Here is a 26,667-nt window from a genome sequence, read left to right as displayed (position 1 = left end):
CTAGCATCGCTAGACAATCGAGCGGCAGTAGGTCTAGCGTTGCCTCATCGCCTAGCGGCGCTAGATTCTAGGAGGGGTCGTCATGTTCCAGGCACTCGAGGTCTTCACCACTGTGGTGGTCGGCGTGCTGGTGGGGGTGGAGTTCGCCGTCCTCGTCGTCATGAGCCGGATCCTCGACGCCCTCCCGGAGGACAGCGCCCAGCAGGGCCACGCCCATGGGGGCCGGATGCTCGGCGCCGTGATGCCGTTCTGGTACATCGGCTCGTCCGTCCTCGTCGCGGCCTGGGCCGTCACCTGCCGGCACCACCGCGGCGCCGGCCTGGTCGTCACCGCGGGCGCGCTGCTGATTCTCAGCGTGATCATGTCGATCCTGCTGCTCGTCCCGATCAACAACCGGAACAAGACGTGGACCCCCGAGGACCGGCCCGCCGACTGGAGAGAGCAACTGGACCGCTGGCAGCGCTTCCACTACGTCCGCGTCGCCGTCATCATCGCCGCCTTCGCCACCCTGGTCACCGCCCTCACCTGAGCCGTCGGCCGCTGACGTGTGATCTTCCCGGCCGTCGAACCGGCCGATAGTTCCCTCCATGAGATCACCGCGGCCAGGCGTCCAGCATTCGGCTTCGTCCTGGCGGCAGCCCTGCCCGCCGGAAGCCTCCGCCGAGCGCAGCACGCTGGTGAGGGGTACCACCGGAACGCGTACGACTACGAAGCGGTCAAGCGCCTGCTGCTGGACCCCTGCCGGTCATCGCGAGCGACGACGGGTGCGCTGTGCGGCATCGACCCACTGGCCCAGCGCGACCACTCATCCGAAGTGACGCCGCTCGGGGCGGACTCGGTGCTGATCGTGGACGGGGTTTTCGCCTTCCGTCCCGAGATCAACGCTTACTGGGACTTCCGTGTGTGGTTGCGGGTGGACGCGGAACTGTCCGTCCGGCGGAGTGCCGAGCGGGACCAGGACTGGGCTGGGGCCGAGGCGGATACGCTGCGCCGCACCAGGTATCCGGCCGCCGAGCGCGTCTATCTGCGGGAAGTCGACCCGTTGCCGATGATGGACGTCGTCATCGACAACTCGGTGTTCGCGCGCCCGCGGGTCGTGACACCGTGACACCTGGAACAGGGTCTACGCGTCGTACACGTCGGCCTTCCTGGGGGCCGGGTCCTGGACCAGGCCGCTGAGGATCATCGAGCGGTTGGTGAAGCGCTCGGTGTTCACCCCGTGCTCGTCGAGCACCTTCATGGCCGCGGCGTGCACCACCCGCAGGACGGGTGTAGCCGCGCGCATCGCGTCGTCCGCCATGAAGCGGTGGCGCCAGGGCTTGTCCGCCCAGGCGTGCCGCAGGCCGAAGGGCTCGGGCAGCGCTATTCTGCCGCCCAGATGGTCGAGGACCGGCGGGTACCAGGTCAGCGGAGCGCGGGCGGTGAGCCGTACCACTTCCGCGGCGTCGACCAGGGGCAGCTGGACCGTCTTCTTCTCCCAGAACTTGAAGGTCTTGTCGACCTCCTTGGTCTTGGGGGAGGGCTTGGTGGTGAACAGGGGGTGCACCGGGCCGAGCGCGTGCCCGGTCACCTCGATCCGCAGCGTCTCGTGCAGCACGGTGACGGTGACCATCATGGTGATGACCAACTGGCCGTCCCACAGGGTGAATTGGATGCCGAGGTAGTGCCGGTTCCCGCTGGAGAACTGCTGCTCGTTGCAGATGCGCTGTATCTCGTGCTGGCGCACCTGGAAGTTGTCGATGTCCTGGCCGCTGGGGCGTGACACCTCCTTGGCGCCCTCACCGATGGGGGAGACCACCCAGTTCTTGATGGAGGGGGTGGGGAAGCCGCCGGTGTGCAGCGGGCCGCGCTCCAGGAGCTGGAGGCGGTCCTGGATGGCCCGTATGACGTCCCAGCTGCGAAAGCCGTGGATCTCCTTGCCGGGCTCCTTGGGTTCAAGCTCCTCGGCGAGCTGCCAGCTGCCCCAGCGGGTGCCCATGCCCAGTATCCCCTTGGGCCCGGCGTAGAAGACGACGTTGCTCTGGTCCTCGGCGGCCAGCTTGACCAGGGACTGGCGCAGCTGCTCGGCGGAGCCGGCCGCCGCGCTCTTGGGCACCGCCTCGGGGATCTTGGCTCCTATGCCGCCGCCGCCGAGCAGGCTGTCCCAGCGCGAGCGCAGGTCGCGCGCGGTCTTCTCGCAGATCACCTTGGCCCAGAACCAGCCGATGACCGGGGCCACGATCATCGCGCGCAGATAGAGGCCGAGGAAGCCGTGGAAGGGCAGTTTGATCAGGAAGAGCACGGCCAGGCCCGCGGCCGCCACGAGCAGGATGGTGCCGAGCGCCCCGGCGCGGCGGTCCTTGGCCCCGGCCAGGGTGCGGCGCAGCTGGAAGAGACCGAGCCAGAGCAGCATGCCGGGCAGGAAGAGCAGCCCGAAGACGGCCATGACCAGGGTGAGTTTGGTGTCGCGTTCCTTGCGGATGCGGATCGAGGCCAGGCAGTGCTCGACGATGGTGCCGGGCTCGGTGCCGAAGGACTGGATGATGCCCTTGCGGGTGGCGCCGAGCATCCGGGACTGCACGGCGCGCGAGAAGGCCTCGCCGAGGTTGGGTTCCAGGAGGGACAGTTTGCCCTTGGTCACCACGGACTCGTGCCACTCGCTGTTGGCCATGAGTATGTCCTGGACCGGGCTGTCCCGGTACGCGGCCGAGGCGAGGGCCTGGGTCGCCGCCGTCTGGCCTGCGGAGCCCTGCAACGGCACCTGTGGCCTGGGCAAGAAGTCGAAGAATGGCTCTTCCGTGGTCACTGCCGCCCCCATCGCCGCACGCCGTCCTGCGCGGCCTGTTCCCGGCCGCCGCCCCGCGCACACCATCTGATCTGCGACCCCAGCGTATCGGGGAGGCGGCCCGCCCGTCAGGTGACGTCGTGATGCCGCCCCTCGAGCGGAGGCACGCGCCGGGCGCGCTCCTGACGCTACGTCAACTAGCGTGCGCCTTCCCGCCCTTGTCTCCCCCTCACTTCCCTTCGTCCTGTGCGCGCATCTTGTCGGCGAGCTGGGGTGGCATCGGCTCGTGCCGCGCGTATCTGCGGCTGAACTGTCCGGTGCCGTGCGAGAGCGACCTGAGGTCGAGGGCGTAGCGTCCGATCTCGATCTCGGGGATCTCGGCCCTGACCAGGGTGCGCCCCGGTCCCGCCTGTTCGGTGCCCACCACCCGGCCCCGGCGTCCCGACAGGTCGCTCATGACCGGGCCCACGTAGTCGTCGGCGACCATGACCTGGACCTCCGCGACCGGTTCGAGCAGATGGATGCGGGCCTCGGCGGCCGCCTCGCGCAGGGCGAGCGCCCCGGCGGTCTGGAACGCGGCGTCGGAGGAGTCCACCGAGTGCGCCTTGCCGTCCAGGAGTGTGACGCGCACGTCCACCAGCGGATAGCCCGCGGCCACACCCTTGGCGGCCTGGGACCGTACGCCCTTTTCGACCGAGGGGATGAACTGGCGCGGCACGGACCCGCCGACCACCTTGTCGACGAACTCGATGCCGCTGCCCGGTGGCAGGGGCTCCACCTCGATCTCGCAGATCGCGAACTGCCCGTGCCCGCCCGACTGTTTGACGTGCCGGCCGCGCCCGGCCGAGCGCGCGCCGAAGGTCTCCCGCAGGGACACCTTGTGCGGCACGACGTCGACCTGGACGCCGTACCTGGTGCGCAGGCGCTCCAGGGCGACGTCTCGGTGTGCCTCACCCAGGCACCACAGCACCAACTGGTGGGTGCCCGGGTTCTGTTCGAGCCGCATGGTCGGGTCCTCGGCCACCAGACGGGCCAGGCCCTGCGAGAGCTTGTCCTCGTCGGCCTTGCTGTGGGCCTCGATGGCGAGGGGGAGCAGCGGGTCGGGCATGGCCCAGGGCGCCATCAGGAGCGGGTCGTCCTTGGCGGACAGGGTGTCGCCGGTCTCGGCCCGCGCCAGCTTCGCCACGCACGCCAGGTCGCCCGCGACGCACTGCGTGAGGGGGCGCTGCTGTTTGCCGAAGGGCGACGACAGGGCGCCGACGCGCTCCTCGACGTCGTGGTCCTCATGGCCCCGCTCCGCCATGCCGTGACCCGAGACGTGCACCGTCTCGTCGGGGCGCAGGGTGCCCGAGAAGACCCGTACCAGACTGATCCGGCCCACGTACGGGTCGGACGAGGTCTTGATCACCTCGGCGACCAGGGGCCCATCGGCGGTGCGGGCCGGGGCCGGGCGGGGCTTGCCCTCGGGGGTCGTGAGGTCGGGCGTGGCCCGCTCCAGGGGCGAGGGGAAGCCCCCGGTGATGAGTTCGAGCAGTTCGATGGTGCCGAGGCCGTGCCGGGCGCCGTCGGCGGCGGGCGCCGCGGCCAGGACGGGGTGGAAGGTGCCGCGCGCCACGGCTCGCTCCAGATCGGCGACCAGCGACGTGAAGTCGATGTCCTCGCCGCTCAGGTAGCGGTCCATGAGGGTTTCGTCCTCGCTCTCCGCGATGATCCCCTCGATGAGCCGGTTGCGGGCCTGTTCGATCAGCGGGAGCTGGCCCGCGTCGGGCCCGATCTCCTTGCGCTCACCCGATGAGTAGTCGAACACCCGCTGCGAGAGCAGGCCGATGAGCCCGGTCACCGGGACGTGCCCGTCGGGGCCAGGCGCGCCGTGCGCCGGCAGATAGAGCGGGAGTACGGCGTCGGGGTCGTCGCCGCCGAAGGCGCCCGCGCAGATCCCGGTCATCGCGTCGAAGTCGGCGCGGGCCGCCTCAAGGTGCGTGACCACGATGGCCCGCGGCATGCGTACGGCCGCGCACTCCTCCCAGAGCATCCGGGTGGAGCCGTCCATGCCGTCCGCCGCCGAGACGACGAACAGGGCCGCGTCCGCCGCTCGCAGACCGGCCCTGAGTTCCCCGACGAAGTCGGCGTATCCGGGGGTGTCCAGTAGGTTGATCTTGAAGCCGTCCCAGGCGATCGGGACCAGCGACAGCTGTACGGAGCGCTGCTGGCGGTGCTCGATCTCGTCGTGGTCGGAGACGGTCCCGCCGTCCTCGACCCGGCCCGCGCGGTTGACGGCCCCCGCCGCCAGTGCGAGGGCTTCCACCAGCGTGGTCTTTCCTGAGCCGCTGTGGCCGACCAGCACCACATTCCGTACCGATGCGGGGTGGCCGGCCGTCGTGGCCCTGCCGGCGGCCCCGGGGTGTGCGTTCGCCTTGTCGCCCATGTCGGTTCCTCTCGGTCCTCCCGCTCGTGACGCGCGGTGAGGTGGTGTGAGGGCGCGGACACGCGGACTGCGCGTGCCGAGGCGGCAGCTGCGACGCCCGCGGTAATTCGAGCTTTCCACTCCGGTCACGGTGCGTCCATACGTCGTACGTGACACACGCCGCCCGGGCGCCGCCTGGCGGGTGCCCGGCGGTGGCGCCCGCCAGTCGTGGCTACGATGGGTCGGCCGGTGGCCAGCAGGGGCCGCGCGGCCACACCGACCCCTCGGGAAGGCCATGCTGAACAAGTACGCGCGTGCATTCTTCACGCGTGTCCTCACGCCGATCGCCGCGTTTCTGCTCCGCCGAGGAGTCAGCCCCGACGCGGTGACCCTCGTCGGCACGGCCGGAGTGATGGCGGGTGCGCTGGTCTTCTTCCCCCGCGGAGAGTTCTTCTGGGGCACGATCGTCATCACCCTGTTCGTCTTCTCGGACCTGGTCGACGGCAACATGGCCCGCCAGGCCGGGATCTCCAGCCGCTGGGGCGCCTTCCTCGACTCCACGCTCGACCGGGTCGCCGACGGCGCGATCTTCGGCGGCTTCGCGCTCTGGTACGCCGGGCGCGGCGACGACAACATTCTGTGCGCGGTCGCCATCTTCTGCCTGGCCAGCGGCCAGGTCGTCTCCTACACCAAGGCGCGCGGCGAGGCGATCGGTCTCCCGGTCGCGGTCAACGGCCTGGTGGAGCGCGCCGAGCGCCTGGTGATCTCGCTGGTCGCCGCGGGCCTCGCGGGACTGCACGGCTTCGGCGTGCCGGGCATCCAGGTGCTGCTGCCCATCGCGCTGTGGATCGTCGCCGTGGGCAGCCTGATCACGCTGATCCAGCGCGTGGTGACGGTCCGCCGTGAGTCCGCCGAGGCGGACACGGCCGCCGCGCGGTCCGCCGGCGAGGCGGGCGCATGAAGGACAGGCTGAGCGACGCGCTGTACGGCCTCGGCTGGGCCACGGTCAAAAAACTGCCCGAACCCGTCGCGACCGGTCTTGGCCGGCGCATCGCCGACCAGGTGTGGAAGCGGCGCGGCAAGAGCGTGCTGCGCCTGGAGGCCAACCTGGCGCGCGTCGTCCCCGACGCGGGCCCCGACCGGCTCGCCGAACTCTCCCGGGCCGGCCTGCGCTCGTACATGCGGTACTGGATGGAGTCCTTCCGGCTGCCCGCGTGGAGCAAGGAGCGGATGAGGAACGGGTTCGAGGGCGAGGGCATCCACCACCTCGTCGACGGTCTCGCCTCCGGGCGCGGCGTCGTCGTCGCCCTGCCGCACATGGGCAACTACGACCTCGCGGGCGCCTGGGTCACCACCCGCCTGGACACCCCCTTCACCACGGTCGCCCAACGCCTCAAGCCCGAGACGCTGTACGACCGCTTCGTCGCCTACCGCGAGGGCCTTGGCATGGAGGTGCTGCCGCACACCGGCGGCGCGGCCTTCGGCGCGCTGGCCCGGCGGCTGCGCGCGGGCGGCCTGGTCTGCCTGGTCGCCGACCGCGACCTCTCGGCCTCCGGCGTCGAGGTCACGTTCTTCGGCGAGACCGCCCGCATGCCGGCGGGCCCGGCGCTGCTGGCCCAGCAGACCGGCGCGCTGCTGCTGCCGGTGACGCTCTGGTACGACGAGACGCCCGTCATGAAGGGCCGGGTGCACCCGCCCATCGAGGTGCCCGAGACAGGTGACCGGGCCGCGAAGACGTCCGTCATGACACAGGCGCTGGCGGACGCCTTCGCCGGCGGAATCGCCGACCACCCGGAGGACTGGCACATGCTGCAACGGGTGTGGCTCGCGGATCTGGAGGAACGACGGGCGTGAAGATCGGCATCGTCTGCCCGTACTCCTGGGATGTGCCGGGCGGCGTCCAGTTCCACGTCAGGGACCTGGCGGAGCACCTGATCCGGCTGGGCCACGACGTGTCGGTCCTCGCGCCGGCCGACGACGAGACCCCGCTGCCCCCCTATGTCGTCTCGGCGGGCCGTGCCGTGCCGGTGCCCTACAACGGCTCGGTGGCGCGGCTCAACTTCGGGTTCCTCTCGGCGGCGCGCGTGCGGCGCTGGCTGCACGAGGGCACCTTCGACGTCATCCACATCCACGAGCCCGCCTCGCCCTCGCTCGGCCTGCTCTCGTGCTGGGCCGCGCAGGGCCCCATCGTGGCGACCTTCCACACCTCCAACCCGCGCTCGCGGGCCATGATCGCGGCGTACCCGATCCTCCAGCCGGCCTTGGAGAAGATCAGCGCGCGCATCGCGGTCAGCGAGTACGCGCGCCGCACCCTGGTGGAGCACCTGGGCGGCGACGCGGTGGTCATCCCCAACGGGGTCGACGTCGAATTCTTCGCGCGGGCGGAGCCGAACAAGGAGTGGCAGGGCCAGACCCTCGGCTTCATCGGCCGCATCGACGAGCCCCGCAAGGGCCTGCCGGTCCTGATGAAGGCGCTGCCGAAGATCTTCGCCGAGCGCCCTGGCGCCCGGCTGCTCGTGGCGGGACGGGGCGACGAGGAGGAGGCGGTCGCCTCCCTGCCGCCCGGGCTGCGCTCCCGGGTGGAGTTCCTTGGCATGGTGAGCGACGAGGACAAGGCGCGGTTGCTGCGCAGCGTCGATGTGTACGTCGCGCCCAACACCGGGGGCGAGAGCTTCGGGATCATCCTGGTCGAGGCACTGTCGGCGGGCGCCGCGGTCCTCGCCAGCGACCTGGACGCGTTCGCGCAGGTGCTCGACCAGGGGGAGGCGGGCGATCTGTTCGCCAACGAGGACGCCGAAGCACTGGCGTCGGCCGCGGTGCGGCTGCTCGCCGACCCCGGGCGCCGCGCGGGCCTGAGCCGGCGCGGCTCGGCCCATGTGCGGCGCTTCGACTGGTCGACGGTGGGTGCGGACATCCTCGCGGTGTACGAGACGGTGACGCACGGCGCGGCGGCGGTCGCGGCCGACGAACGCCCGGGCTTCCGGGCCCGCTTCGGCCTGGCCCGCGACTGAACCCCGGCGACGGTATGCCCATGCGGGCCAGGATTGGATGCTCCAAGCGGGCCGAGGACGCCCATGCGGGCCCTCTCGAGCCCCGCCAGGGGCGGGGAACCGCGCGCCCAGCCACCCACGGTCCGCAGCCGGGACCCCTGTGGCTCCGCCCCAGACCCCGTTCGGACCTGAAGGGCCCTCGTCCTCAATCTCCCCCAAGGCCTTGAGGGCCAGGGGGCACCCCCGCGACGGGCTGACCACGCCTGTGCGGGCCAGGGTTGAATGCTCCAAGCGGGCCGCGGATGCCGGCGTGGGCCCGCACGAGCCCTGCCGGGGGCGCGGGGAACTGCGCGGGAAGCGAGCACGGTCCCGAGCCGGGGTCCCTGGGGCTGCCCCAGACCCGGGTTCGGCCTGCACGGCGTTCGTCCTCAACCGCCGGACGGCTGCCGGTAGCCTTGCGGCCCGTGACCGTAACCCTCATCTGGATCGCCGTCGCCCTCGTCGCGATCGGCCTCTACCTCAGCTGGACCGCAGGCCGCCTCGACCGCCTGCACGCCCGCATCGACGCGGCCAGGGCGGCCCTCGACGCCCAACTGGTGCGCCGCGCCTCGGTCACCCAGGAAATCGCCACCAGCGGCGTGCTCGACCCGGCCGCCTCCATCGTGCTCTACGAGGCCGCGCACGCCGCGCGCCAGGCGGAGGAGGAGCACCGGGAGGTCGCCGAGAGCGAGCTCAGCCAGGCGCTGCGCGCCGTCTTCACCGAGCCCGCGCAGGTGGACGCCGTCCGCGCCGCGCCCGGTGGTGTGGAGGCCGCCGAGGAGCTGGCTCAGGCGGCGCGCCGGGTGCCGATGGCGCGGCGCTTCCACAATGACGCCGTCCGCGCGGCCAGGGCGCTGCGCAGGCACCGCACGGTGCGCTGGTTCCGGCTCGCGGGCCACGCGCCGTTCCCGCTCGCGTTCGAGATGGACGACGAGCCGCCGACGGCGCTCGCCGACCGGCCGGGGAGCTGAGCCCGGCGGAGCCCGGGCGGAGCGTCAGGCGCCCGCTCGCGGGGCCGATGACCCGCTCCAGCAGGAAAAACGATCCACCGGGTGCGCATTGGCCCTTGATGTGGCCCACCCCGCCGGGGTTGTCTCGGGACAGCAGAATCCCATCTTCACCCCCGTGAGGTCGCTCCGTGTCCAGCACCCCTTCCAGCACCCCCCACGCCGACAGCCCCGCCGTCGGCACCGCACGCGTCAAGCGCGGCATGGCCGAGCAGCTCAAGGGCGGTGTGATCATGGACGTGGTCAACGCCGAGCAGGCGAAGATCGCCGAGGACGCGGGCGCCGTCGCCGTCATGGCCCTCGAGCGGGTTCCGGCCGACATCCGCAAGGACGGCGGCGTGGCCCGGATGTCCGACCCGAACATGATCGAGGAGATCATCGGCGCGGTCTCCATCCCGGTGATGGCCAAGTCCCGCATCGGCCACTTCGTCGAGGCCCAGGTCCTTCAGTCGCTCGGCGTGGACTACATCGACGAGTCCGAGGTCCTGACCCCGGCCGACGAGGTCAACCACAGCGACAAGTTCGCCTTCACCACGCCGTTCGTGTGCGGCGCCACCAACCTGGGCGAGGCCCTGCGCCGCATCGCCGAGGGCGCGGCCATGATCCGCTCCAAGGGCGAGGCCGGCACCGGCAACGTGGTCGAGGCCGTCCGCCACCTGCGCCAGATCAAGAACGAGATCGCCAAGCTGCGCGGCTTCGACAACAACGAGCTGTACGCCGCCGCCAAGGAGCTGCGCGCGCCGTACGAGCTCGTCAAGGAAGTCTCCGAGCTCGGCAAGCTCCCGGTCGTGCTGTTCTCCGCAGGTGGCGTGGCCACCCCCGCCGACGCCGCCCTGATGCGCCAGCTCGGCGCCGAGGGCGTCTTCGTGGGTTCGGGCATCTTCAAGTCGGGCGACCCCGCCAAGCGCGCCGCCGCCATCGTGAAGGCCACCACCTTCTACGACGACCCGAAGATCATCGCGGACGCCTCCCGCAACCTCGGCGAGGCCATGGTCGGCATCAACTGCGACACGCTGCCCGAGACCGAGCGCTACGCCAACCGCGGCTGGTAGTCCCTCATGAACAACCCCCCCGTCATCGGCGTCCTCGCGCTCCAGGGCGACGTACGGGAGCACTTGATCGCCCTGGCCGCGGCGGACGCCGTGGCCAGGCCGGTCAGGCGCCCCGAAGAACTCGCCGAGGTGGACGGCCTCGTCATCCCCGGCGGCGAGTCCACCACCATCTCCAAGCTGGCCGCCCTGTTCGGCATGCTGGAGCCGCTGCGCGAGCGGGTCCGCGCGGGCCTGCCCGTCTACGGCACCTGCGCCGGCCTGATCATGCTCGCCGACAAGATCCTCGACCCGCGCTCGGGCCAGGAGACCATCGGCGGCATCGAGATGATCGTGCGCCGCAACGCCTTCGGCCGCCAGAACGAGTCGTTCGAGGCGACCGTGGAGGTCGCGGGCGTGGGCCCCGTGGAAGGCGTGTTCATCCGCGCGCCCTGGGTGGAGTCCGTCGGCGCCGGGGCCGAGGTGCTGGCCGAGCACGGCGGCCACATCGTCGCCGTACGCCAGGGCAACGCGCTGGCGACCTCGTTCCACCCCGAACTCACCGGCGACCACCGCATGCACGCGCTCTTCGTCGACATGGTGCGCGCCGCCGGCTGACAAGCGCGCGCCCGGCACCCGCGACGCGGGGGCCGGGCGACGGGTGGGCCGGGTCCCGGTAGGATCTCTGCCGAACGACGCAGAATGGGTTACGCGAAGGAGACAGGCAGATGTCCGGCCACTCTAAATGGGCTACGACGAAGCACAAGAAGGCCGTGATCGATGCCAAGCGTGGCAAGCTCTTCGCGAAGCTGATCAAGAACATCGAGGTCGCGGCCCGCACCGGGGGCGCCGACATCGACGGCAACCCGACCCTCTTCGACGCCGTGCAGAAGGCGAAGAAGCAGTCGGTGCCCAACAAGAACATCGACTCCGCGCTCAAGCGCGGCGCCGGTCTCGAAGCGGGCGGCGCCGACTACGAGACGATCATGTACGAGGGTTACGGCCCGAACGGTGTCGCGGTGCTCATCGAGTGCCTCACCGACAACCGCAACCGTGCCGCGTCCGACGTCCGCGTCGCGATGACCCGCAACGGCGGCTCGATGGCCGACCCGGGCTCCGTGTCGTACCTGTTCAACCGCAAGGGCGTCGTCGTCCTGCCCAAGGGTGAGCTCTCCGAGGACGACGTCCTGGAGACCGTGCTGGAGGCGGGCGCCGAGGAGGTCAACGACCTCGGTGACTCCTTCGAGATCATCTCCGAGGCCACCGACATGGTCGCGGTCCGCACGGCGCTCCAGGAGGCCGGCATCGACTACGACTCGGCCGAGGCCAACTTCGTCCCGACCATGCAGGTCGAGCTGGACGAAGACGGCGCGCGGAAGATCTTCAAGCTGATCGACGCGCTGGAGGACAGCGACGACGTGCAGAACGTCTTCGCCAACTTCGACGTCTCCGACGAGGTCATGGAGAAGGTCGACGCCTAGCGTCACCGTGAGCCGAGCGGTTGTGGCGGGCCGATGGGACACGTCCCATCGGCCCGCCGCCGTTGTCAGTGCCGCCGGTTAGCCTGGCGGAAGGTCGAAGATCGTCGAGGGGAGGGGCCGTGCGCGTACTGGGGGTGGACCCCGGCCTCACGCGATGTGGCGTGGGCGTCGTCGAGGGGGTCGCGGGCCGGCCGCTCACCATGCTCGGCGTCGGTGTCGTGCGCACACCGGCGGACGTGGAGCTGGGCCACCGGCTCGTCGCCATCGAGCGCGGCATCGAGGAATGGCTGGATACGCACCGGCCCGAATTCGTCGCCGTGGAGCGCGTGTTCAGCCAGCACAACGTGCGTACGGTGATGGGCACCGCCCAGGCGAGCGCGGTCGCCATGCTGTGCGCGTCCCGGCGCGGCATCCCCGTCGCCCTGCACACCCCCAGCGAGGTCAAGGCCGCCGTCACCGGCAGTGGCCGCGCCGACAAGGCCCAGGTCGGCGCGATGGTCACACGCCTGCTGCGGCTCGACGCACCGCCCAGGCCGGCCGACGCCGCGGACGCGCTCGCCCTGGCCATCTGTCACATCTGGCGAGCCCCCGCGCTCAACCGGCTCCAACAGGCCCACGCCCAGCACTCCGTCCGGAAGGTCACCCGATGATCGCCTTCGTCAGCGGCCCGGTCGCCGCCCTCGCTCCCGACACCGCGGTGGTCGAGGTCGGCGGCATCGGCATGGCCCTCCAGTGCACGCCCAACACCCTGGCCGAACTGCGCGTGGGCCAACACACCAAGCTCGCCACGTCGTTGGTCGTGCGGGAGGACTCGCTGACCCTGTACGGCTTCGCCGACGACGACGAGAAGCAGGTGTTCGAACTGCTCCAGACCGCCAACGGCGTCGGCCCCCGGCTCGCCCAGGCCGTCCTGTCCGTGCACACTCCCGACGCGCTGCGCCGCGCCTTCGCCTCCGGTGACGAGAAGGCGCTCACCGCCGTGCCCGGCATCGGCAAGAAGGGCGCCCAGAAGCTCCTCATCGAGCTGAAGGACCGGCTGGGAGCGCCCGTCGGCAGCGCCCCCGCCGTCGGGGCACCCGTCACCTCGGGCTGGCGCGACCAGCTGCACGCCGCCCTCATCGGTCTCGGCTACGCCACGCGCGAGGCCGACGAGGCGGTCGCCGCGGTGACCCCCCAGGCCGAGGCCTCCAGCCCGCCGAACGTGGGCGCGCTGCTCAAGGCCGCCTTGCAGACACTCAACCGCGCCCGCTGAGCCAGGGGCGCCCGGCGGCCACCGAGCGCCCCCGACCCGCCCCCCCACGCCCCCCGCCTGCGCCCCCGCACCGCGACCACCCACCACGATCCGAGGCACACGTCATGAACTGGGAAGACAGCTCCGGCACCGCGGATCTGTCGGCGACCGCCGACGGCCCCGGCGACCGCCTGGTGGGGGCCGCCGCCGACGGCGAGGACACCGCGGTCGAGGCCGCCCTGCGCCCCAAGGACCTGGAGGAGTTCGTCGGCCAGGAGAAGGTCCGCGAACAGCTGGATCTGGTCCTGCGCGCGGCACGGGCCCGGGGCGCGACCGCCGACCACGTGCTGCTCTCGGGCGCCCCCGGCCTCGGCAAGACCACTCTTTCGATGATCATCGCGGCCGAGATGGGCGCCCCGATCCGCATCACCAGCGGCCCCGCCATCCAGCACGCGGGCGACCTCGCCGCGATCCTCTCCTCCCTCCAGGAGGGCGAGGTCCTGTTCCTCGACGAGATCCACCGGATGTCGCGCCCCGCCGAGGAGATGCTGTACATGGCGATGGAGGACTTCCGGGTCGACGTCATCGTCGGCAAGGGCCCCGGCGCCACCGCTATCCCGCTGGAACTGCCCCCCTTCACGCTGGTCGGCGCCACCACCAGGGCGGGCCTCCTGCCGCCCCCGCTGCGCGACCGGTTCGGCTTCACCGGCCACATGGAGTTCTACGAACCCGCCGAGCTGGAGCGCGTCATCCACCGCTCCGCCCGGCTGCTGGACGTGGAGATCGACACCGCGGGCGCCGCCGAGATCGCCGGCCGCTCCCGTGGCACCCCCCGCATCGCCAACCGGCTGCTGCGCCGCGTGCGCGACTACGCCCAGGTCAAGGCGGACGGCGTCATCACCACCGAGATCGCGTCGGCCGCGCTCGGGGTGTACGAGGTCGACGCGCGCGGCCTCGACCGCCTGGACCGGGCGGTGCTCCAGGCCCTGCTGAAGCTGTTCGGCGGCGGCCCGGTGGGCCTGTCCACCCTGGCGGTCGCGGTGGGGGAGGAGCGCGAAACGGTGGAGGAGGTGGCCGAGCCCTTCCTCGTGCGCGAGGGTCTGCTCGCGCGCACCCCGAGGGGCCGGGTGGCGACGCCCGCCGCCTGGGCCCACCTCGGCCTCGTACCCCCGCGGCAGGGCGGCGGCCCGGCGGGAAGCGGACAACCGGGGCTCTTCGGGGCGTGACGGCGCGGAGGATCGTACGCGGAGGAACCCCGGTGGGATGCTGGGCGTTGTTCCATCTGTGCGGACTCGCTTAGACTCCGCCGATGCCGCCCTTCCAGGCCGGCGTACCCACCCCCAGATCAGGCCGCGCTTTCGTGTGGTCATGCGAAGGAAGTTCCGTCCCGTGAGCCCTATCACCCTCCTCCCCTTGGTTTTGCTTATCGGGGCCATGTTCCTGATGACGCGGTCGGCCAAGAAGAAGCAGCAGGCCGCCGCGGCCATGCGCGAAGAGATGCAGCCCGGCACCGGTATCCGCACGATCGGGGGCATGTACGCCACGGTCAAGGAGATCGGCGACGAGACGGTCCTCCTGGAGGTGGCGCCCGGCGTCCACGCCGTCTACGCCAAGAACGCGATCGGCGCCGTCCTCAGTGACGCGGAGTACAACCGCATCGTGCACGGCGACACCGACGACACCGACGTCGAGCTCCCGGAGGTGCCGGACGACGCCTCGTCGCTGACCGGCGCCACCGAGGTCGAGGCCGGGGCCGACGACAGCAAGGACGCCAAGATCGACCTGGGCAAGAAGGACGAGGCGCAGAACGCGGCCCTGCCCACGGACGACACGAACGGCAAGGACGGCAAGGCCGACGGCGGGGCCGAAGCGAAGTAGTCACGCGCCGGGACCGCACGGCGCCCGACCGGCGCCGGCGGCCCCCGAGCGGGCCGACTTCCGCGGGGGACGTCCCCACAACACTTCGTGGCCGCCCACGCGCATTACCCGGCGCCGGGCGGTTGGACAGGGAGAAACGACAAGGTGGCAGCACCGAACAAGGGCCGAAGGCCGGCGGCGGGGGGTCAGAGCAAGCCGGGCCGTGCCCTGGCCTTCATCCTCATCGCCATGGTCGCGCTCACCGGTGGGATGTTCATTTCCCACACCACCACCCCGAGGCTGGGCATCGACCTCGCCGGCGGCACGAGCATCACGCTCAAGGCCAAGGCGGAGCCCGGCCAGGAGTCGGCGATCAACAAGAAGAACATGGACACGGCGGTCCAGATCATGAACCGCCGTGTCAATGGTCTCGGTGTCACCGAAGCCGAGGTTCAGACCCAGGGCAGTGACAACATCATTGTCAACATCCCCAAGGGTACGAACTCCGAGCAGGCCCGCCAGCAGGTCGGCCAGACCGCCAAGCTGTACTTCCGGCCGGTCCTGACCGCCCAGCCGACCGCGGCGCCCACCCCGAGCGCTTCTCCGAGCGCCACCGGCAAGGCCACCCCCTCGGGCGCCCCGAGCGCGACCGGCAAGCCCGCGCCGAACGCCTCCGCCAAGGGCACGCCGAACGCGGGCAAGCCGAGCTCCGGCAGCACGCCCCAGGGCCGCGCCCTGACCGACGCGCTCAAGGCCTCCACCTCGCCCACGCCGGGCGCGAGCAAGCCGGCCGGCCCCGCGCCCGACCCGTCGGCCTCAGGTGACGCGGCCGCCGCCAAGCTCCAGGCCCAGTTCGCGGCGCTGGACTGCTCCACCAAGGAGGCCCGTTCCAAGGCCGGCCAGGGCGCCAAGTCCAGCGAGCCGACCATGGCGTGCGACAAGGACGGCGCGGAGAAGTACATCCTCGGCCCGGCCGAGGTCGACGGCACCGACGTCTCCAAGTCGCAGGCCGTGATCAACCAGAACGGTCAGTGGATCGTTCAGATGGACTTCACCAGCGGCGGCTCGAAGAAGTTCGCGGCGATCACCGGGAAGCTCTCGCAGCAGCAGTACCCGAACAACCGCTTCGCGATCGCGCTGGACAACCAGGTCGTCTCGGCCCCGACGGTGAGTTCCACGCTCAGCGGCTCCGCCGAGATCTCCGGCAACTTCAACCAGACGAGCGCCCAGGACCTGGCCAACGTGCTGTCCTACGGCGCGCTGCCGCTCTCCTTCCAGGAGCAGAGCGTCACCACCGTGACCGCGGCCCTCGGCGCCGACCAGCTGCACGCCGGTCTCATCGCCGGTGCCATCGGCCTCGCGCTGGTCATCATCTACCTGGTGGCCTACTACCGGGGACTGGCCACGATCGCCATCCTCAGCCTCGTCGTCTCGGCGATCCTGACGTACACGATCATGACGCTGCTCGGCCCCGGCATCGGCTTCGCGCTGAACCTGCCCGCGGTCTGCGGCGCCATCGTCGCCATCGGCATCACCGCGGACTCGTTCATCGTGTACTTCGAACGCATCCGTGACGAGATCCGCGAGGGCCGCACCCTGCGTCCCGCCGTCGAGCGGGCCTGGCCGCGCGCCCGGCGCACCATCCTGGTCTCCGACTTCGTGTCGTTCCTGGCCGCGGCGGTGCTGTTCATCGTGACGGTCGGCAAGGTCCAGGGCTTCGCGTTCACGCTGGGCCTGACCACTCTGCTCGACGTCGTCGTCGTCTTCCTGTTCACCAAGCCGGTGATGACGCTTCTGGCCCGCCGGAAGTTCTTCGCCAGTGGCCACCCGTGGTCCGGCCTCGACCCGAAGCGGCTCGGCGCCAAGCCCCCGCTGCGCCGGGCCCGCCGCACCACCTCCGCCCCCGTCGACAACCCGAAGGAGGCGTGAGATGTCGAAGCTCGGCACTCTCGGCGCCAGGCTGTACCGCGGTGAGGTCGGTTACGACTTCGTCGGCAAGCGGAAGATCTGGTACGGCATCTCGATCCTGATCACCATCACGGCCATCGTGGGCCTGGCGGTGCGGGGTCTGACGATGGGCATCGAGTTCGAGGGCGGGGCGGTCTTCACCACCCCGAAGACCTCCCTGTCGGCCTCACAGGCGGAGAAGTACGCCGAAGCCGCGTCGGGCCACGACGCGATCGCCCAGAAGCTCGGCGACAACACCATCCGCATCACCATCGGCGGCGTCGACACCGCGAAGTCCGACCAGATCAAGCAGGACCTGGCCAAGAACCTCAAGGTCGACGCGAACAACATCAACGCCGACCTGGTGGGCCCCAGTTGGGGCCAGACGATCGCCAACAAGGCCTGGACGGGCCTGATCATCTTCATGGTCCTCGTCGTGCTCTACCTGGCGATCGCCTTCGAGTGGCGGATGGCGCTCGCGGCCCTGGTCGCCCTGATCCACGACCTCACGATCACGGTCGGCATCTACGCCCTGGTCGGTTTCGAGGTCACCCCGGGCACCGTGATCGGTCTGCTCACGATCCTCGGTTACTCCCTCTACGACACCGTCGTCGTCTTCGACGGACTCAAGGAGGGCCAGAAGGGGATCACCAAGCAGACCCGGGTCACCTACAGCGAGATGGCGAACAAGAGCCTCAACGGCACCCTGGTCCGTTCCATCAACACCACGGTCGTGGCGCTGCTCCCGGTGGCGGGCCTGCTGTTCATCGGTGGCGGCGTCCTCGGCGCCGGCATGCTGAACGACATCTCGCTCTCGCTGTTCGTCGGTCTCGCCGCCGGCGCGTACTCCTCGATCTTCATCGCCACTCCGCTGGTCGCCGACCTGAAGGAGACCATGCCGGAGATGAAGGCGCTCAAGAAGCGGGTGCTCGCCAAGCGCGCGGCGGCCGCCGCGAAGGGCGAGCCGGACGAGGGAGCGCGGGACGAGAGCGCCTTCGCGCAGGACGGCGCGGACGGCGAGGACGACGACACCGACGCGGCGCAGACCGCGGGCGCGGTCGTCGGCCAGCGCCGTCAGCCCAGCCGCAACAACCGGGGGAAGCGCCGATGACCAGCGTCTCCACCGAAACCGTCGGGCTGCTGCTCAGCCGCATCCGTGACGTGCCGGACTATCCGAAGCCGGGCGTGATGTTCAAGGACATCACCCCGCTGCTCGCGGACCCGGAGGCGTTCACGGCCCTCACCGACACCCTCGCCGCACTGTGCGTCCAGCACGGCGCGACGAAGATCGTCGGACTTGAGGCGCGCGGCTTCATCCTGGCGGCGCCCGTCGCCGTCCGCGCCGGGGTCGGTTTCATCCCCGTACGCAAGGCGGGCAAGCTGCCCGGGGCCACGCTCAAGCAGGCCTACGAGCTGGAGTACGGCACCGCGGAGATCGAGGTGCACGCCGAGGACCTGAGCGCGGGCGACCGCGTCCTGGTCATCGACGACGTGCTGGCCACCGGAGGCACCGCGGAGGCGTCCCTCGATCTGATCCGCCGCGCCGGGGCCGAGGTCGCGGGCGTCGCGGTCCTGATGGAGCTCGGCTTCCTCGGCGGCCGTGAGCGCCTGAGCGCCGCCCTGGCAGGCGCCCCGCTCGACGCCCTGATCACCATCTGAGCCGGTCGCAGAGACCGCCGAAGGCGGGCCCGGAGGAATCCGGCGCCCGCTTTCGGCGTTGATCGGGGCAGAGCGCTCGCACCCGGCCGGGGGCGAGCGCGGGGCCCTGGCTCGATACCATGTACTTCCGGGCCTGACCGGGGGACCCGGACCCTCCCCCAGACACCGTCCGGGGGGACCCCAGAGGAGCGCTCTTGCCAGACGAGGCCCAGCCACTCTCCGCCGCGCAGCCCGACGAGCCCGACCACACGGCCGAAGAGCCCGCGGCGGCCCCGGCCGCGCCCTCCGAGCCCGCGGCCGAGGCCAAGCCCGCCGCGCCCGGAAAGGCCGAGAGCCCGGCCCCGCCGGCCAAGGCTCCTGCGCCCGTCGCGAAGCCGGTCGTGCCGGCCGGGGCGGTGTCGCGCTCCGGCGGCTCCTCCAACCGGGTGCGCGCCCGCCTCGCCCGCCTGGGTGTGCAGCGCTCGTCCGCGTACAACCCGGTGCTCGAACCGCTGCTGCGGATAGTGCGCGGCAACGACCCCAAGATCGAAACGGCCACGCTGCGCCAGGTCGAGAAGGCCTACCAGGTCGCCGAGCGCTGGCACCGGGGACAGAAGCGCAAGAGCGGCGACCCGTACATCACCCACCCCCTCGCGGTGACCACGATCCTCGCCGAGCTCGGCATGGATCCGGCCACCTTGATGGCGGGCCTGCTGCACGACACCGTCGAGGACACCGAGTACGGCCTGGACACCCTGCGCCGCGACTTCGGCGACCAGGTGGCCCTGCTCGTCGACGGCGTCACCAAGCTCGACCGGGTGCAGTTCGGCGACGCCGCGCAGGCCGAGACCGTACGCAAGATGGTCGTGGCCATGGCCAAGGACCCTCGCGTCCTGGTCATCAAGCTCGCCGACCGCCTGCACAACATGCGCACCATGCGCTACCTCAAGCGCGAGAAGCAGGAGAAGAAGGCGCGCGAGACCCTGGAGATCTACGCGCCGCTCGCCCACCGCCTGGGCATGAACACCATCAAGTGGGAGCTGGAGGACCTCGCCTTCGCGATCCTCTACCCCAAGATGTACGACGAGATCGTGCGGCTCGTCGCCGAGCGCGCGCCCAAGCGCGACGAGTATCTGGCCATAGTGACCGACGAGGTCCAGTCCGATCTGCGCGCGGCCCGCATCAAGGCGACCGTCACCGGCCGCCCCAAGCACTACTACAGCGTCTACCAGAAGATGATCGTCCGCGGCCGTGACTTCGCGGAGATCTACGACCTGGTGGGCATCCGCGTCCTGGTGGACACGGTCCGCGACTGCTACGCGGCGCTCGGCACGGTGCACGCGCGATGGAATCCGGTCCCCGGCCGGTTCAAGGACTACATCGCGATGCCCAAGTTCAACATGTACCAGTCGCTGCACACGACGGTGATCGGCCCCAACGGCAAGCCCGTCGAGTTGCAGATCCGCACGTTCGACATGCACCGCCGCGCCGAGTACGGCATCGCCGCGCACTGGAAGTACAAGCAGGAGGCCGTCGCAGGCGCCTCCAAGGTGCGCACCGACGTGCCGCGCAAGACCGGCAAGGACGACCACCTCAACGACATGGCGTGGCTGCGCCAGCTCCTGGACTGGCAGAAGGAGACCGAGGACCCCAGCGAGTTCCTTGAGTCGCTGCGCTTCGACCTGTCGCGCAACGAGGTCTTCGTCTTCACGCCCAAGGGCGACGTCATCGCGCTCCCGGCCGGCTCGACACCCGTCGACTTCTCCTACGCGGTGCACACCGAGGTCGGCCACCGCACCATAGGCGCGCGGGTCAACGGCCGGCTCGTACCGCTCGAATCCACCCTGGACAACGGCGACCTGGTGGAGGTCTTCACCTCCAAGGCGGCCGGCGCGGGGCCCTCACGGGACTGGCTCGGCTTCGTCAAGTCGCCGCGCGCCCGCAACAAGATCCGGGCCTGGTTCTCCAAGGAGCGCCGCGAAGAGGCGATCGAGCAGGGCAAGGACGCGATCGCGCGTGCCATGCGCAAGCAGAACCTGCCGATCCAGCGGATCCTGACCGGTGACTCGCTGGTCACCCTCGCCCACGAGATGCGCTACCCCGACATCTCCTCGCTGTACGCGGCGATCGGGGAGGGCCATGTCGCGGCCCAGGGCGTCGTGCAGAAGCTGGTGCAGGCGCTCGGCGGCGAGGAGGCCGCCAACGAGGACATCGCCGAGTCGGCGCCGCCCTCGCGGGGCCGCAGCAAGCGCCGCAAGAACGCCGACCCGGGCGTGGTCGTCAAGGGCGTCGACGACGTGTGGGTCAAGCTCGCCCGCTGCTGTACGCCCGTTCCCGGCGACCCCATCATCGGTTTCGTCACGCGGGGCAGCGGCGTCTCGGTGCACCGGGCGGACTGTGTGAACGTGGACTCGCTGTCCCAGCAGCCCGAGCGGATCCTGGAGGTGGAGTGGGCGCCGACGCAGTCCTCGGTCTTCCTGGTCGCCATCCAGGTCGAGGCGCTTGACCGCTCGCGGCTGCTGTCCGACGTCACGCGGGTCCTGTCCGACCAGCACGTCAACATCCTCTCGGCGGCGGTGCAGACGTCTCGCGACCGGGTCGCGACGTCACGGTTCACCTTCGAGATGGGGGATCCCAAGCACCTGGGGCACGTGCTCAAGGCGGTTCGGGGCGTGGAGGGTGTGTACGACGTGTACCGGGTCACGTCGGCGCGCCGCCCGTAGCCTGCGGCGCGCTGGAAATCTGCCCGAGTTCCGCTCGGGCCGGGTTTCCCGGGCCCTGCCCCTGCGGCCCGCTTCCACGTGCGGGTCGTGGTGGGCTGGTCGCGCAGTTCCCCGCGCCCCTGGCCACCTGGTGTCGGCCCGCACGGGGGCTTCGGCTCGGCCGACGCAGTTCCCCGCGCCCCTGGCGGGGTCGGTGCCGGCCAGCATGGGCATGGTCGGGTCCGGGCGGGGCCGGGGGTGAGGGCTGAGCCCCACTCGTGTGCGGGCCGTGGCGCGGCTCCCCAGGGCTGGGGCCGCGTACATGGGCAGGGCCCCGGAACCCTAGGGTTCCGGGGCCCTCGCCGCGGGGATGCGGCGGGCGGCTCAGCCGCCGAATTCCTCCAGGCCCTTGAGGGCCTGGTCGAGGAGGGCCTGGCGGCCCTCCAGCTCGCGGGCCAACTTGTCCGCCTTGGCGTCGTTGCCGGACGAACGGGCCGCGTCGATCTGCCGGTGCAGCTTGTCGACGGCGTCCTGGAGCTGACCCGTGAGCCCGGCCGCACGGGCCCGCGCCTCCGGATTCGTGCGACGCCACTCGGCCTCCTCGGCCTCCTGGATCGCCCGCTCCACGGCGTGCATCCGCCCCTCGACCCTGGGACGCGCGTCCCGCGGCACGTGACCGATGGCCTCCCACCGCTCGTTGACGGAGCGGAACGCGGCCCGCGCCGCCTTCAGATCGGTCACCGGGAGGATCTTCTCGGCCTCGACGGCCAGTTCCTCCTTGAGCTTCAGGTTCTCGCTCTGCTCGGCGTCGCGCTCGGCGAAGACCTCACTGCGCGCCGCGAAGAAGACGTCCTGTGCGCCGCGGAAGCGGTTCCACAGCTCGTCCTCCGCCTCGCGCTGCGCACGCCCCGCGGCCTTCCACTCCGCCATCAGATCGCGGTAGCGCGCGGCGGTCGGCGCCCAGTCCGTGGACCCGGACAGCGCCTCCGCCTCGACGACCAGCTTCTCCTTGACCTTGCGGGCGTCCTCACGCTGCGCGTCGAGCGACGCGAAGTGCGCCTTGCGGCGCTTGGAGAACGCCGAGCGGGCGTGCGAGAAGCGGTGCCAGAGCTCGTCGTCGGACTTGCGGTCCAGGCGCGGCAGCCCCTTCCACGTGTCCACCAGGGCCCGCAGCCGCTCGCCCGCCGAGCGCCACTGCTCGCTCTGCGCCAGCTCCTCCGCCTCGGCGACCAGCGCCTCCTTGGCGTGCTTGGCCTCGTCGGTCTGCTTGGCCTTCTGGACCTTGCGCTCCTCGCGACGCGACTCGACGGTCTTCACGAGCTGGTCGAGGCGCCCCCGCAACGCGTCGAGGTCACCGACCGCGTGGTGCTCGTCCACCTGCGCGCGCAGATGGTCGATCGCGGCCCCCGCGTCCTTCGCCGACAGGTCGGTGGTTTTCACCCGTCGTTCGAGGAGGCCGATCTCGACGACCAGGCCCTCGTACTTGCGCTCGAAGTAGGCCAGGGCCTCCTCCGGGGAGCCCGCCTGCCACGATCCGACGACGACTTCGCCCTCGGCTGTACGCACATACACGGTGCCCGTCTCATCGACGCGGCCCCACGGGTCGCTGCTCACAGCGCCTCCTCCACATGATGCCTGCGCGGGGGGTCCTGCCCCCCGGGGCATCGTCCACAGTTTCCCGGCGGGCCTCGCCCGCCCTCCACGGCGCGGTTCACGAGCCCGCGCCGCACAACGCCAATCTAGGCGACCGGCCACCCGGCTGTCCGCACTCAGCGCGGCCGAATTCAGCGGTTCACGCTCGCTGCCGGGCGCCGGGCGCCGACCGGAGTCACTGCTTGGTGACGGTGGCCTTCTCGACGGTGACGGCCTTCTTCGGCGCACCGTCGCCCGCGCCACCCTCGACGCCCTCCTTGGCGACGTCCTGGACGGCCTTGAGACCGGCGGCGTCGATCGTGCCGAACGGCGTGTAGGTGGGCGGCAGTTTGCTGTCCTTGTACACCAGGAAGAACTGGCTGCCGCCGGTGTGCGCCTGGCCGGTATTGGCCATCGCGACGGTGCCCGCCGGATACGTCACCGTGCCGTCCGCGCCCGCCTTGCCGAGGCCGGTCAGGTTCTCGTCGGGGATCGTGTAGCCGGGACCGCCCGAGCCGGTGCCCTGCGGGTCGCCGCACTGGAGCACATAGATGCCCTGCGTGGTCAGACGGTGGCACTTGGTGTTGTTGAAGAAGCCCTTGTCGGCGAGGTACTTGAACGAGTTCACCGTGTGCGGGGTCTTCGCGGCGTCCATGGCGAACGTGATGTCACCGGCGTTCGTCTTGAGGGCCATGTCGTACTTCGCCTTGGCGTCGACGGCCATCTTCGGCTCGGCCGAGGCACTTGCGGAGGGCGAGGGGCTGCTCGACGGGGACGCGGCGTCGCTCGTCTTGTCGCCGTCGCCGGAGAACACACCCGTCGCGTAGGCGGCGCCGCCCGCGGCGACGATCACCGCGAGGGTGGCCGCGATGACGGTGTTGCGGCGCCTGGCCCTGCGCCGGGCTGCCTCCCGGCGCTGCTGCTGCCGCTCGAACTTCTCGCGCGCGAGCTGGCGCCGACGCTGTTCGCTGCTGACCACCGGTCGTCTCCTTGTGCGGTCTCATGAGGTTGCGGGTACGTGCGTACGAGCTGACTGTGCCCCGTACCGTATATGGGTTCGCTGTGATCGGAGCAGCGCCGGTAGGCTCTGAACAGCCGTAATCACCCGCCGCGCAAGAAATCGAGGACGATCGTGCTGATTGCCGGGTTCCCCGCCGGGGCCTGGGGGACCAACTGCTATCTGGTCGCCCCCGCCGCAGGCGAGGAATGCGTGATCATCGACCCCGGCCACCAGGCCGCCCAGGGCGTCGAGGAAACGCTGAAGAAGCATCGGCTCAAGCCCGTCGCCGTCGTCCTCACCCACGGCCACATCGACCACTGCGCCTCGGTCGTCCCGGTCTGCGGAGCCCACGACGTACCCGCCTGGATCCATCCCCAGGACCGCTTCATGATGAGCGACCCGGAGAAGGCGCTCGGCCGCGCCTTCGGCGCCCAGCTCCTGGGCGAGCTGACGGTGGGGGAACCCGACGACGTCAAGGAGCTCACCGACGGCGCCAAGCTGGCGCTCGCGGGCATGGAGCTCACCGTGTCGCACGCGCCCGGCCATACCAAGGGGTCGGTGACGTTCGGGCTGCCCGAGGCGGAGGACATCCCTCCGATCCTGTTCTCGGGCGACCTGCTCTTCGCCGGCTCCGTCGGACGCACCGACCTGCCCGGCGGCAGCCACGGGGAACTGCTCGAGTCGCTGGGCCGCGTGTGCCTGCCGCTCGACGACTCCACCGTGGTGCTGTCCGGCCACGGCTCCCAGACGACCATCGGCCAGGAGCGCGCCACCAATCCGTATCTGCGGCAGGTGGCCGCCGGCCAGGGAGAGGGCATCGCCTCTCCCCGACGAGGAATGTGACGAGAAGTCTTCCCATGAGTACCTTCCAGGCCCCCAAGGGCACCTACGACCTGCTCCCGCCGGACTCCGCGACGTTCCTCGCGGTCCGCGAGGCGATCGCCGCGCCCCTGCGCGGTTCCGGCTACGGCTACATCGAGACGCCCGGCTTCGAGAACGTCGAGCTGTTCGCGCGTGGGGTCGGTGAGTCCACCGACATCGTCACCAAGGAGATGTACGCCTTCGAGACCAAGGGCGGCGACCGGCTCGCGCTGCGCCCCGAGGGCACCGCCTCCGTGCTGCGCGCGGCCCTCGAGGCCAACCTGCACAAGGCGGGCAACCTGCCCGTCAAGCTCTGGTACTCCGGCTCGTACTACCGCTACGAGCGCCCCCAGAAGGGCCGTTACCGCCACTTCTCGCAGGTCGGCGCCGAGGCGATCGGTGCGGAGGACCCGGCGATCGACGCCGAGCTGATCATCCTGGCGAACGACGCGTACCGCTCGCTCGGCCTGCGGAACTTCCGCATCCTGCTGAACTCGCTCGGCGACAAGGAGTGCCGCCCGGTCTACCGGGAGGCCCTCCAGTCCTTCCTGCGCGGCCTCGACCTCGACGCGGAGACGGTCCGCCGCGCCGAGATCAACCCGCTGCGGGTCCTCGACGACAAGCGCCCCGATGTGCAGAAGCAGCTCGTGGGCGCGCCGGTGCTGCGCGACTACCTGTGCGACGCGTGCAAGGCGTACCACGAGGAGGTGCGCGCCCTGATCACGGCGGCGGGCGTCGCCTTCGAGGACGACGAGAAGCTGGTGCGCGGCCTGGACTACTACACGCGCACGACCTTCGAGTTCGTCCACGACGGCCTCGGCTCGCAGTCCGCGGTCGGCGGCGGCGGCCGCTACGACGGGCTCTCGGAGATGATCGGCGGCCCCGCGCTGCCGTCGGTGGGCTGGGCGCTCGGCGTGGACCGTACGGTCCTGGCCCTGGAGGCCGAGGGCGTCACCCTCGAACTCCCCTCCACCACCAGCGTGTTCGCGGTCCCGCTGGGCGAGGAGGCGCGGCGCGTGCTGTTCGCCAAGGTGACCGAGCTGCGCCGGGCCGGCATTTCGGCCGACTTCAGCTTCGGCGGCAAGGGCCTGAAGGGCGCCATGAAGAACGCCAACCGCTCCGGCGCCCGCTTCGCCCTGGTGGCGGGTGAGCGCGACCTCGCGGAGGGCGTGGTGCAGCTGAAGGACATGGAGTCCGGCGAGCAGACGCCGGTGGGCCTCGACGACGTCCTGAGCTCCCTTCAGGAGCGGTTGGCCTGAGACGGGACGGAACCGGGGGAGCCGCCCGTCACAAGGCACCCCCGGCGCCCGGCTTCCGCGCCCCGAAGCGGCTTCCTTATCCGCATCGAACGGTGGACAGCGCGCCCCGTACGGCAGAATGAGGCGGCGGCAGCACAGGACGACGATGACGGGATGACGGACCGGCGCTATGACGACAACACTTGACGACGTCTCCTCCGACTCCGGCAACCGGGAGGTGAGCAGCGAGGGGACGATCGGCGCCGGCCGCGCCTTCGCCTGGCTGCTCGTGATCACCGGCGCCGCCGGTGTACTGGCGGCCTGGGTCATCACGCTCGACAAGTTCAAGCTGCTGGAGAACCCGAACTTCGTACCGGGGTGCAGCCTCAACCCGGTCGTCTCCTGCGGCAACATCATGAAGAGCGACCAGGCGGCGGCCTTCGGGTTCCCGAACCCGATGCTGGGCCTGGTCACCTACGGCATCGTCGTCTGCGTCGGCATGAGCATCCTGGCGGGCGGCCGTTTCCGCCGCTGGTACTGGCTGACCTTCAACGCCGGCACTCTCTTCGGTGTCTGCTTCGTCAGCTGGCTCCAGTTCGAGTCGCTGTACCGCATCAACTCGCTCTGCCTGTGGTGCTGCCTGGCATGGGTCGCCACGATCCTGATGTTCTGGTACGTCACCTCCTTCAACCTGCGCAAGGGCCTGCTGCCCGCGCCGCGCTGGATGAAGAACTTCCTGTCCGAGTTCACCTGGGTGCTTCCGGTGCTGCACATCGGGATCATCGGCATGCTGATCCTTACGCGCTGGTGGGACTTCTGGACCAGCTGACCGACGTCGCCGCTGCCCG

At 70.9% G+C, this 26,667-nt stretch carries 24 protein-coding genes; 20 read left to right on the top strand and 4 right to left on the bottom strand.

Annotated elements, in window-relative coordinates:
• Positions 1-82: 82 nt before the first annotated feature.
• Together ABR738_RS08425 and ABR738_RS08420 are read left to right on the top strand one after the other, a co-directional pair.
• Positions 83-529 (top strand): anthrone oxygenase family protein, encoded by a 447-nt coding sequence (locus tag ABR738_RS08425; RefSeq protein WP_350229352.1) that lies wholly within the window; start codon positions 83-85, stop codon positions 527-529.
• Between the two features lie 18 nt (positions 530-547).
• Positions 548-1,108, top strand: a complete 561-nt coding sequence (locus ABR738_RS08420; protein ID WP_350229351.1) for a nucleoside/nucleotide kinase family protein — start codon at positions 548-550, stop codon at positions 1,106-1,108.
• 15 nt (positions 1,109-1,123) lie between these two features.
• Here ABR738_RS08420 and ABR738_RS08415 read toward each other — a convergent pair whose 3' ends face one another.
• Complete coding sequence (locus ABR738_RS08415; RefSeq protein WP_350229350.1) at positions 1,124-2,797, bottom strand: AbeC-like domain-containing protein; 1,674 nt, start codon at positions 2,795-2,797, stop codon at positions 1,124-1,126.
• 196 nt (positions 2,798-2,993) lie between these two features.
• Positions 2,994-5,189, bottom strand: a complete 2,196-nt coding sequence (locus ABR738_RS08410; protein WP_350229349.1) for an elongation factor G-like protein EF-G2 — start codon at positions 5,187-5,189, stop codon at positions 2,994-2,996.
• Positions 5,190-5,463: 274 nt separating this feature from the next.
• Between ABR738_RS08410 and pgsA the strand changes: the two genes are divergently transcribed.
• The 15 genes from pgsA (at position 5,464) to ABR738_RS08335 (ending at position 21,109) form a co-directional block, all read left to right on the top strand.
• Entirely contained in the window at positions 5,464-6,129 is a 666-nt protein-coding gene (pgsA, locus tag ABR738_RS08405) for a phosphatidylinositol phosphate synthase (protein ID WP_350229348.1), read from the top strand.
• Positions 6,126-7,022, top strand: a complete 897-nt coding sequence (locus ABR738_RS08400) for a phosphatidylinositol mannoside acyltransferase (RefSeq protein WP_350229347.1) — start codon at positions 6,126-6,128, stop codon at positions 7,020-7,022. The genes pgsA and ABR738_RS08400 overlap by 4 nt, the downstream gene beginning before the upstream one ends.
• The gene (locus tag ABR738_RS08395) at positions 7,019-8,179 is read left to right on the top strand and encodes a glycosyltransferase family 4 protein (protein WP_350229346.1); all 1,161 of its coding nucleotides are present in this window, start codon (positions 7,019-7,021) and stop codon (positions 8,177-8,179) included. The genes ABR738_RS08400 and ABR738_RS08395 overlap by 4 nt, the downstream gene beginning before the upstream one ends.
• 443 nt (positions 8,180-8,622) lie before the next feature.
• Entirely contained in the window at positions 8,623-9,168 is a 546-nt protein-coding gene (locus ABR738_RS08390) for a LemA family protein (protein WP_350229345.1), read from the top strand.
• Between the two features lie 167 nt (positions 9,169-9,335).
• The gene (gene pdxS / locus ABR738_RS08385) at positions 9,336-10,256 is read left to right on the top strand and encodes a pyridoxal 5'-phosphate synthase lyase subunit PdxS (protein ID WP_350229344.1); all 921 of its coding nucleotides are present in this window, start codon (positions 9,336-9,338) and stop codon (positions 10,254-10,256) included.
• 6 nt (positions 10,257-10,262) lie between these two features.
• Positions 10,263-10,850 (top strand): pyridoxal 5'-phosphate synthase glutaminase subunit PdxT, encoded by a 588-nt coding sequence (gene pdxT / locus ABR738_RS08380; protein WP_350229343.1) that lies wholly within the window; start codon positions 10,263-10,265, stop codon positions 10,848-10,850.
• Between the two features lie 110 nt (positions 10,851-10,960).
• Positions 10,961-11,713: a YebC/PmpR family DNA-binding transcriptional regulator gene (locus ABR738_RS08375; protein ID WP_350229342.1), complete on the top strand. Its 753-nt coding sequence runs from the start codon at positions 10,961-10,963 to the stop codon at positions 11,711-11,713.
• Positions 11,714-11,832: 119 nt separating this feature from the next.
• A complete protein-coding gene (ruvC, locus tag ABR738_RS08370) occupies positions 11,833-12,363 on the top strand; it encodes a crossover junction endodeoxyribonuclease RuvC (protein WP_350229341.1) in 531 nt (176 codons plus the stop codon).
• Entirely contained in the window at positions 12,360-12,965 is a 606-nt protein-coding gene (ruvA, locus tag ABR738_RS08365; RefSeq protein WP_350229340.1) for a Holliday junction branch migration protein RuvA, read from the top strand. The genes ruvC and ruvA overlap by 4 nt, the downstream gene beginning before the upstream one ends.
• Positions 12,966-13,069: 104 nt before the next feature.
• Positions 13,070-14,170 (top strand): Holliday junction branch migration DNA helicase RuvB, encoded by a 1,101-nt coding sequence (gene ruvB / locus ABR738_RS08360; protein ID WP_350229339.1) that lies wholly within the window; start codon positions 13,070-13,072, stop codon positions 14,168-14,170.
• A gap of 163 nt (positions 14,171-14,333) precedes the next feature.
• Positions 14,334-14,822: a preprotein translocase subunit YajC gene (yajC, locus tag ABR738_RS08355; protein WP_350229338.1), complete on the top strand. Its 489-nt coding sequence runs from the start codon at positions 14,334-14,336 to the stop codon at positions 14,820-14,822.
• A 144-nt stretch (positions 14,823-14,966) separates the two neighbouring features.
• A complete protein-coding gene (secD, locus tag ABR738_RS08350) occupies positions 14,967-16,730 on the top strand; it encodes a protein translocase subunit SecD (RefSeq protein WP_350229337.1) in 1,764 nt (587 codons plus the stop codon).
• Position 16,731: 1 nt separating this feature from the next.
• Complete coding sequence (gene secF / locus ABR738_RS08345; protein ID WP_350229336.1) at positions 16,732-17,859, top strand: protein translocase subunit SecF; 1,128 nt, start codon at positions 16,732-16,734, stop codon at positions 17,857-17,859.
• On the top strand, positions 17,856-18,407 hold the full coding sequence (locus tag ABR738_RS08340; RefSeq protein WP_350229335.1) for an adenine phosphoribosyltransferase: 552 nt from the start codon (positions 17,856-17,858) through the stop codon (positions 18,405-18,407). The genes secF and ABR738_RS08340 overlap by 4 nt, the downstream gene beginning before the upstream one ends.
• Before the next feature lie 194 nt (positions 18,408-18,601).
• The gene (locus ABR738_RS08335) at positions 18,602-21,109 is read left to right on the top strand and encodes a RelA/SpoT family protein (protein ID WP_350229334.1); all 2,508 of its coding nucleotides are present in this window, start codon (positions 18,602-18,604) and stop codon (positions 21,107-21,109) included.
• 363 nt (positions 21,110-21,472) lie between these two features.
• Here the strand turns inward: ABR738_RS08335 and ABR738_RS08330 are convergent, their stop codons facing one another.
• Together ABR738_RS08330 and ABR738_RS08325 are read right to left on the bottom strand one after the other, a co-directional pair.
• A complete protein-coding gene (locus tag ABR738_RS08330) occupies positions 21,473-22,702 on the bottom strand; it encodes a DUF349 domain-containing protein (protein WP_350229333.1) in 1,230 nt (409 codons plus the stop codon).
• 214 nt (positions 22,703-22,916) lie between these two features.
• Positions 22,917-23,699, bottom strand: a complete 783-nt coding sequence (locus tag ABR738_RS08325) for a peptidylprolyl isomerase (protein ID WP_350229332.1) — start codon at positions 23,697-23,699, stop codon at positions 22,917-22,919.
• 153 nt (positions 23,700-23,852) lie between these two features.
• On the opposite strand from ABR738_RS08325, the gene ABR738_RS08320 reads away from it, so the two are divergent.
• The 3 genes from ABR738_RS08320 to ABR738_RS08310 all read left to right on the top strand — a co-directional run bounded on the left by ABR738_RS08320 (position 23,853) and on the right by ABR738_RS08310 (position 26,648).
• Positions 23,853-24,563, top strand: coding sequence for an MBL fold metallo-hydrolase (locus ABR738_RS08320; RefSeq protein ID WP_350229331.1), 711 nt, complete (start codon positions 23,853-23,855; stop codon positions 24,561-24,563).
• Between the two features lie 14 nt (positions 24,564-24,577).
• Positions 24,578-25,840: a histidine--tRNA ligase gene (gene hisS, locus ABR738_RS08315; protein WP_350229330.1), complete on the top strand. Its 1,263-nt coding sequence runs from the start codon at positions 24,578-24,580 to the stop codon at positions 25,838-25,840.
• Between the two features lie 169 nt (positions 25,841-26,009).
• Positions 26,010-26,648: a vitamin K epoxide reductase family protein gene (locus tag ABR738_RS08310; protein WP_350229329.1), complete on the top strand. Its 639-nt coding sequence runs from the start codon at positions 26,010-26,012 to the stop codon at positions 26,646-26,648.
• Positions 26,649-26,667 lie beyond the last annotated feature (19 nt).

This window comes from Streptomyces sp. Edi4 (assembly GCF_040253615.1).
Taxonomy (GTDB): Bacteria; Actinomycetota; Actinomycetes; order Streptomycetales; family Streptomycetaceae; genus Streptomyces.
The sequence above is the reverse complement of the archived record's forward strand: the minus strand, read 5'-3'. Positions and strand labels throughout refer to the sequence as shown.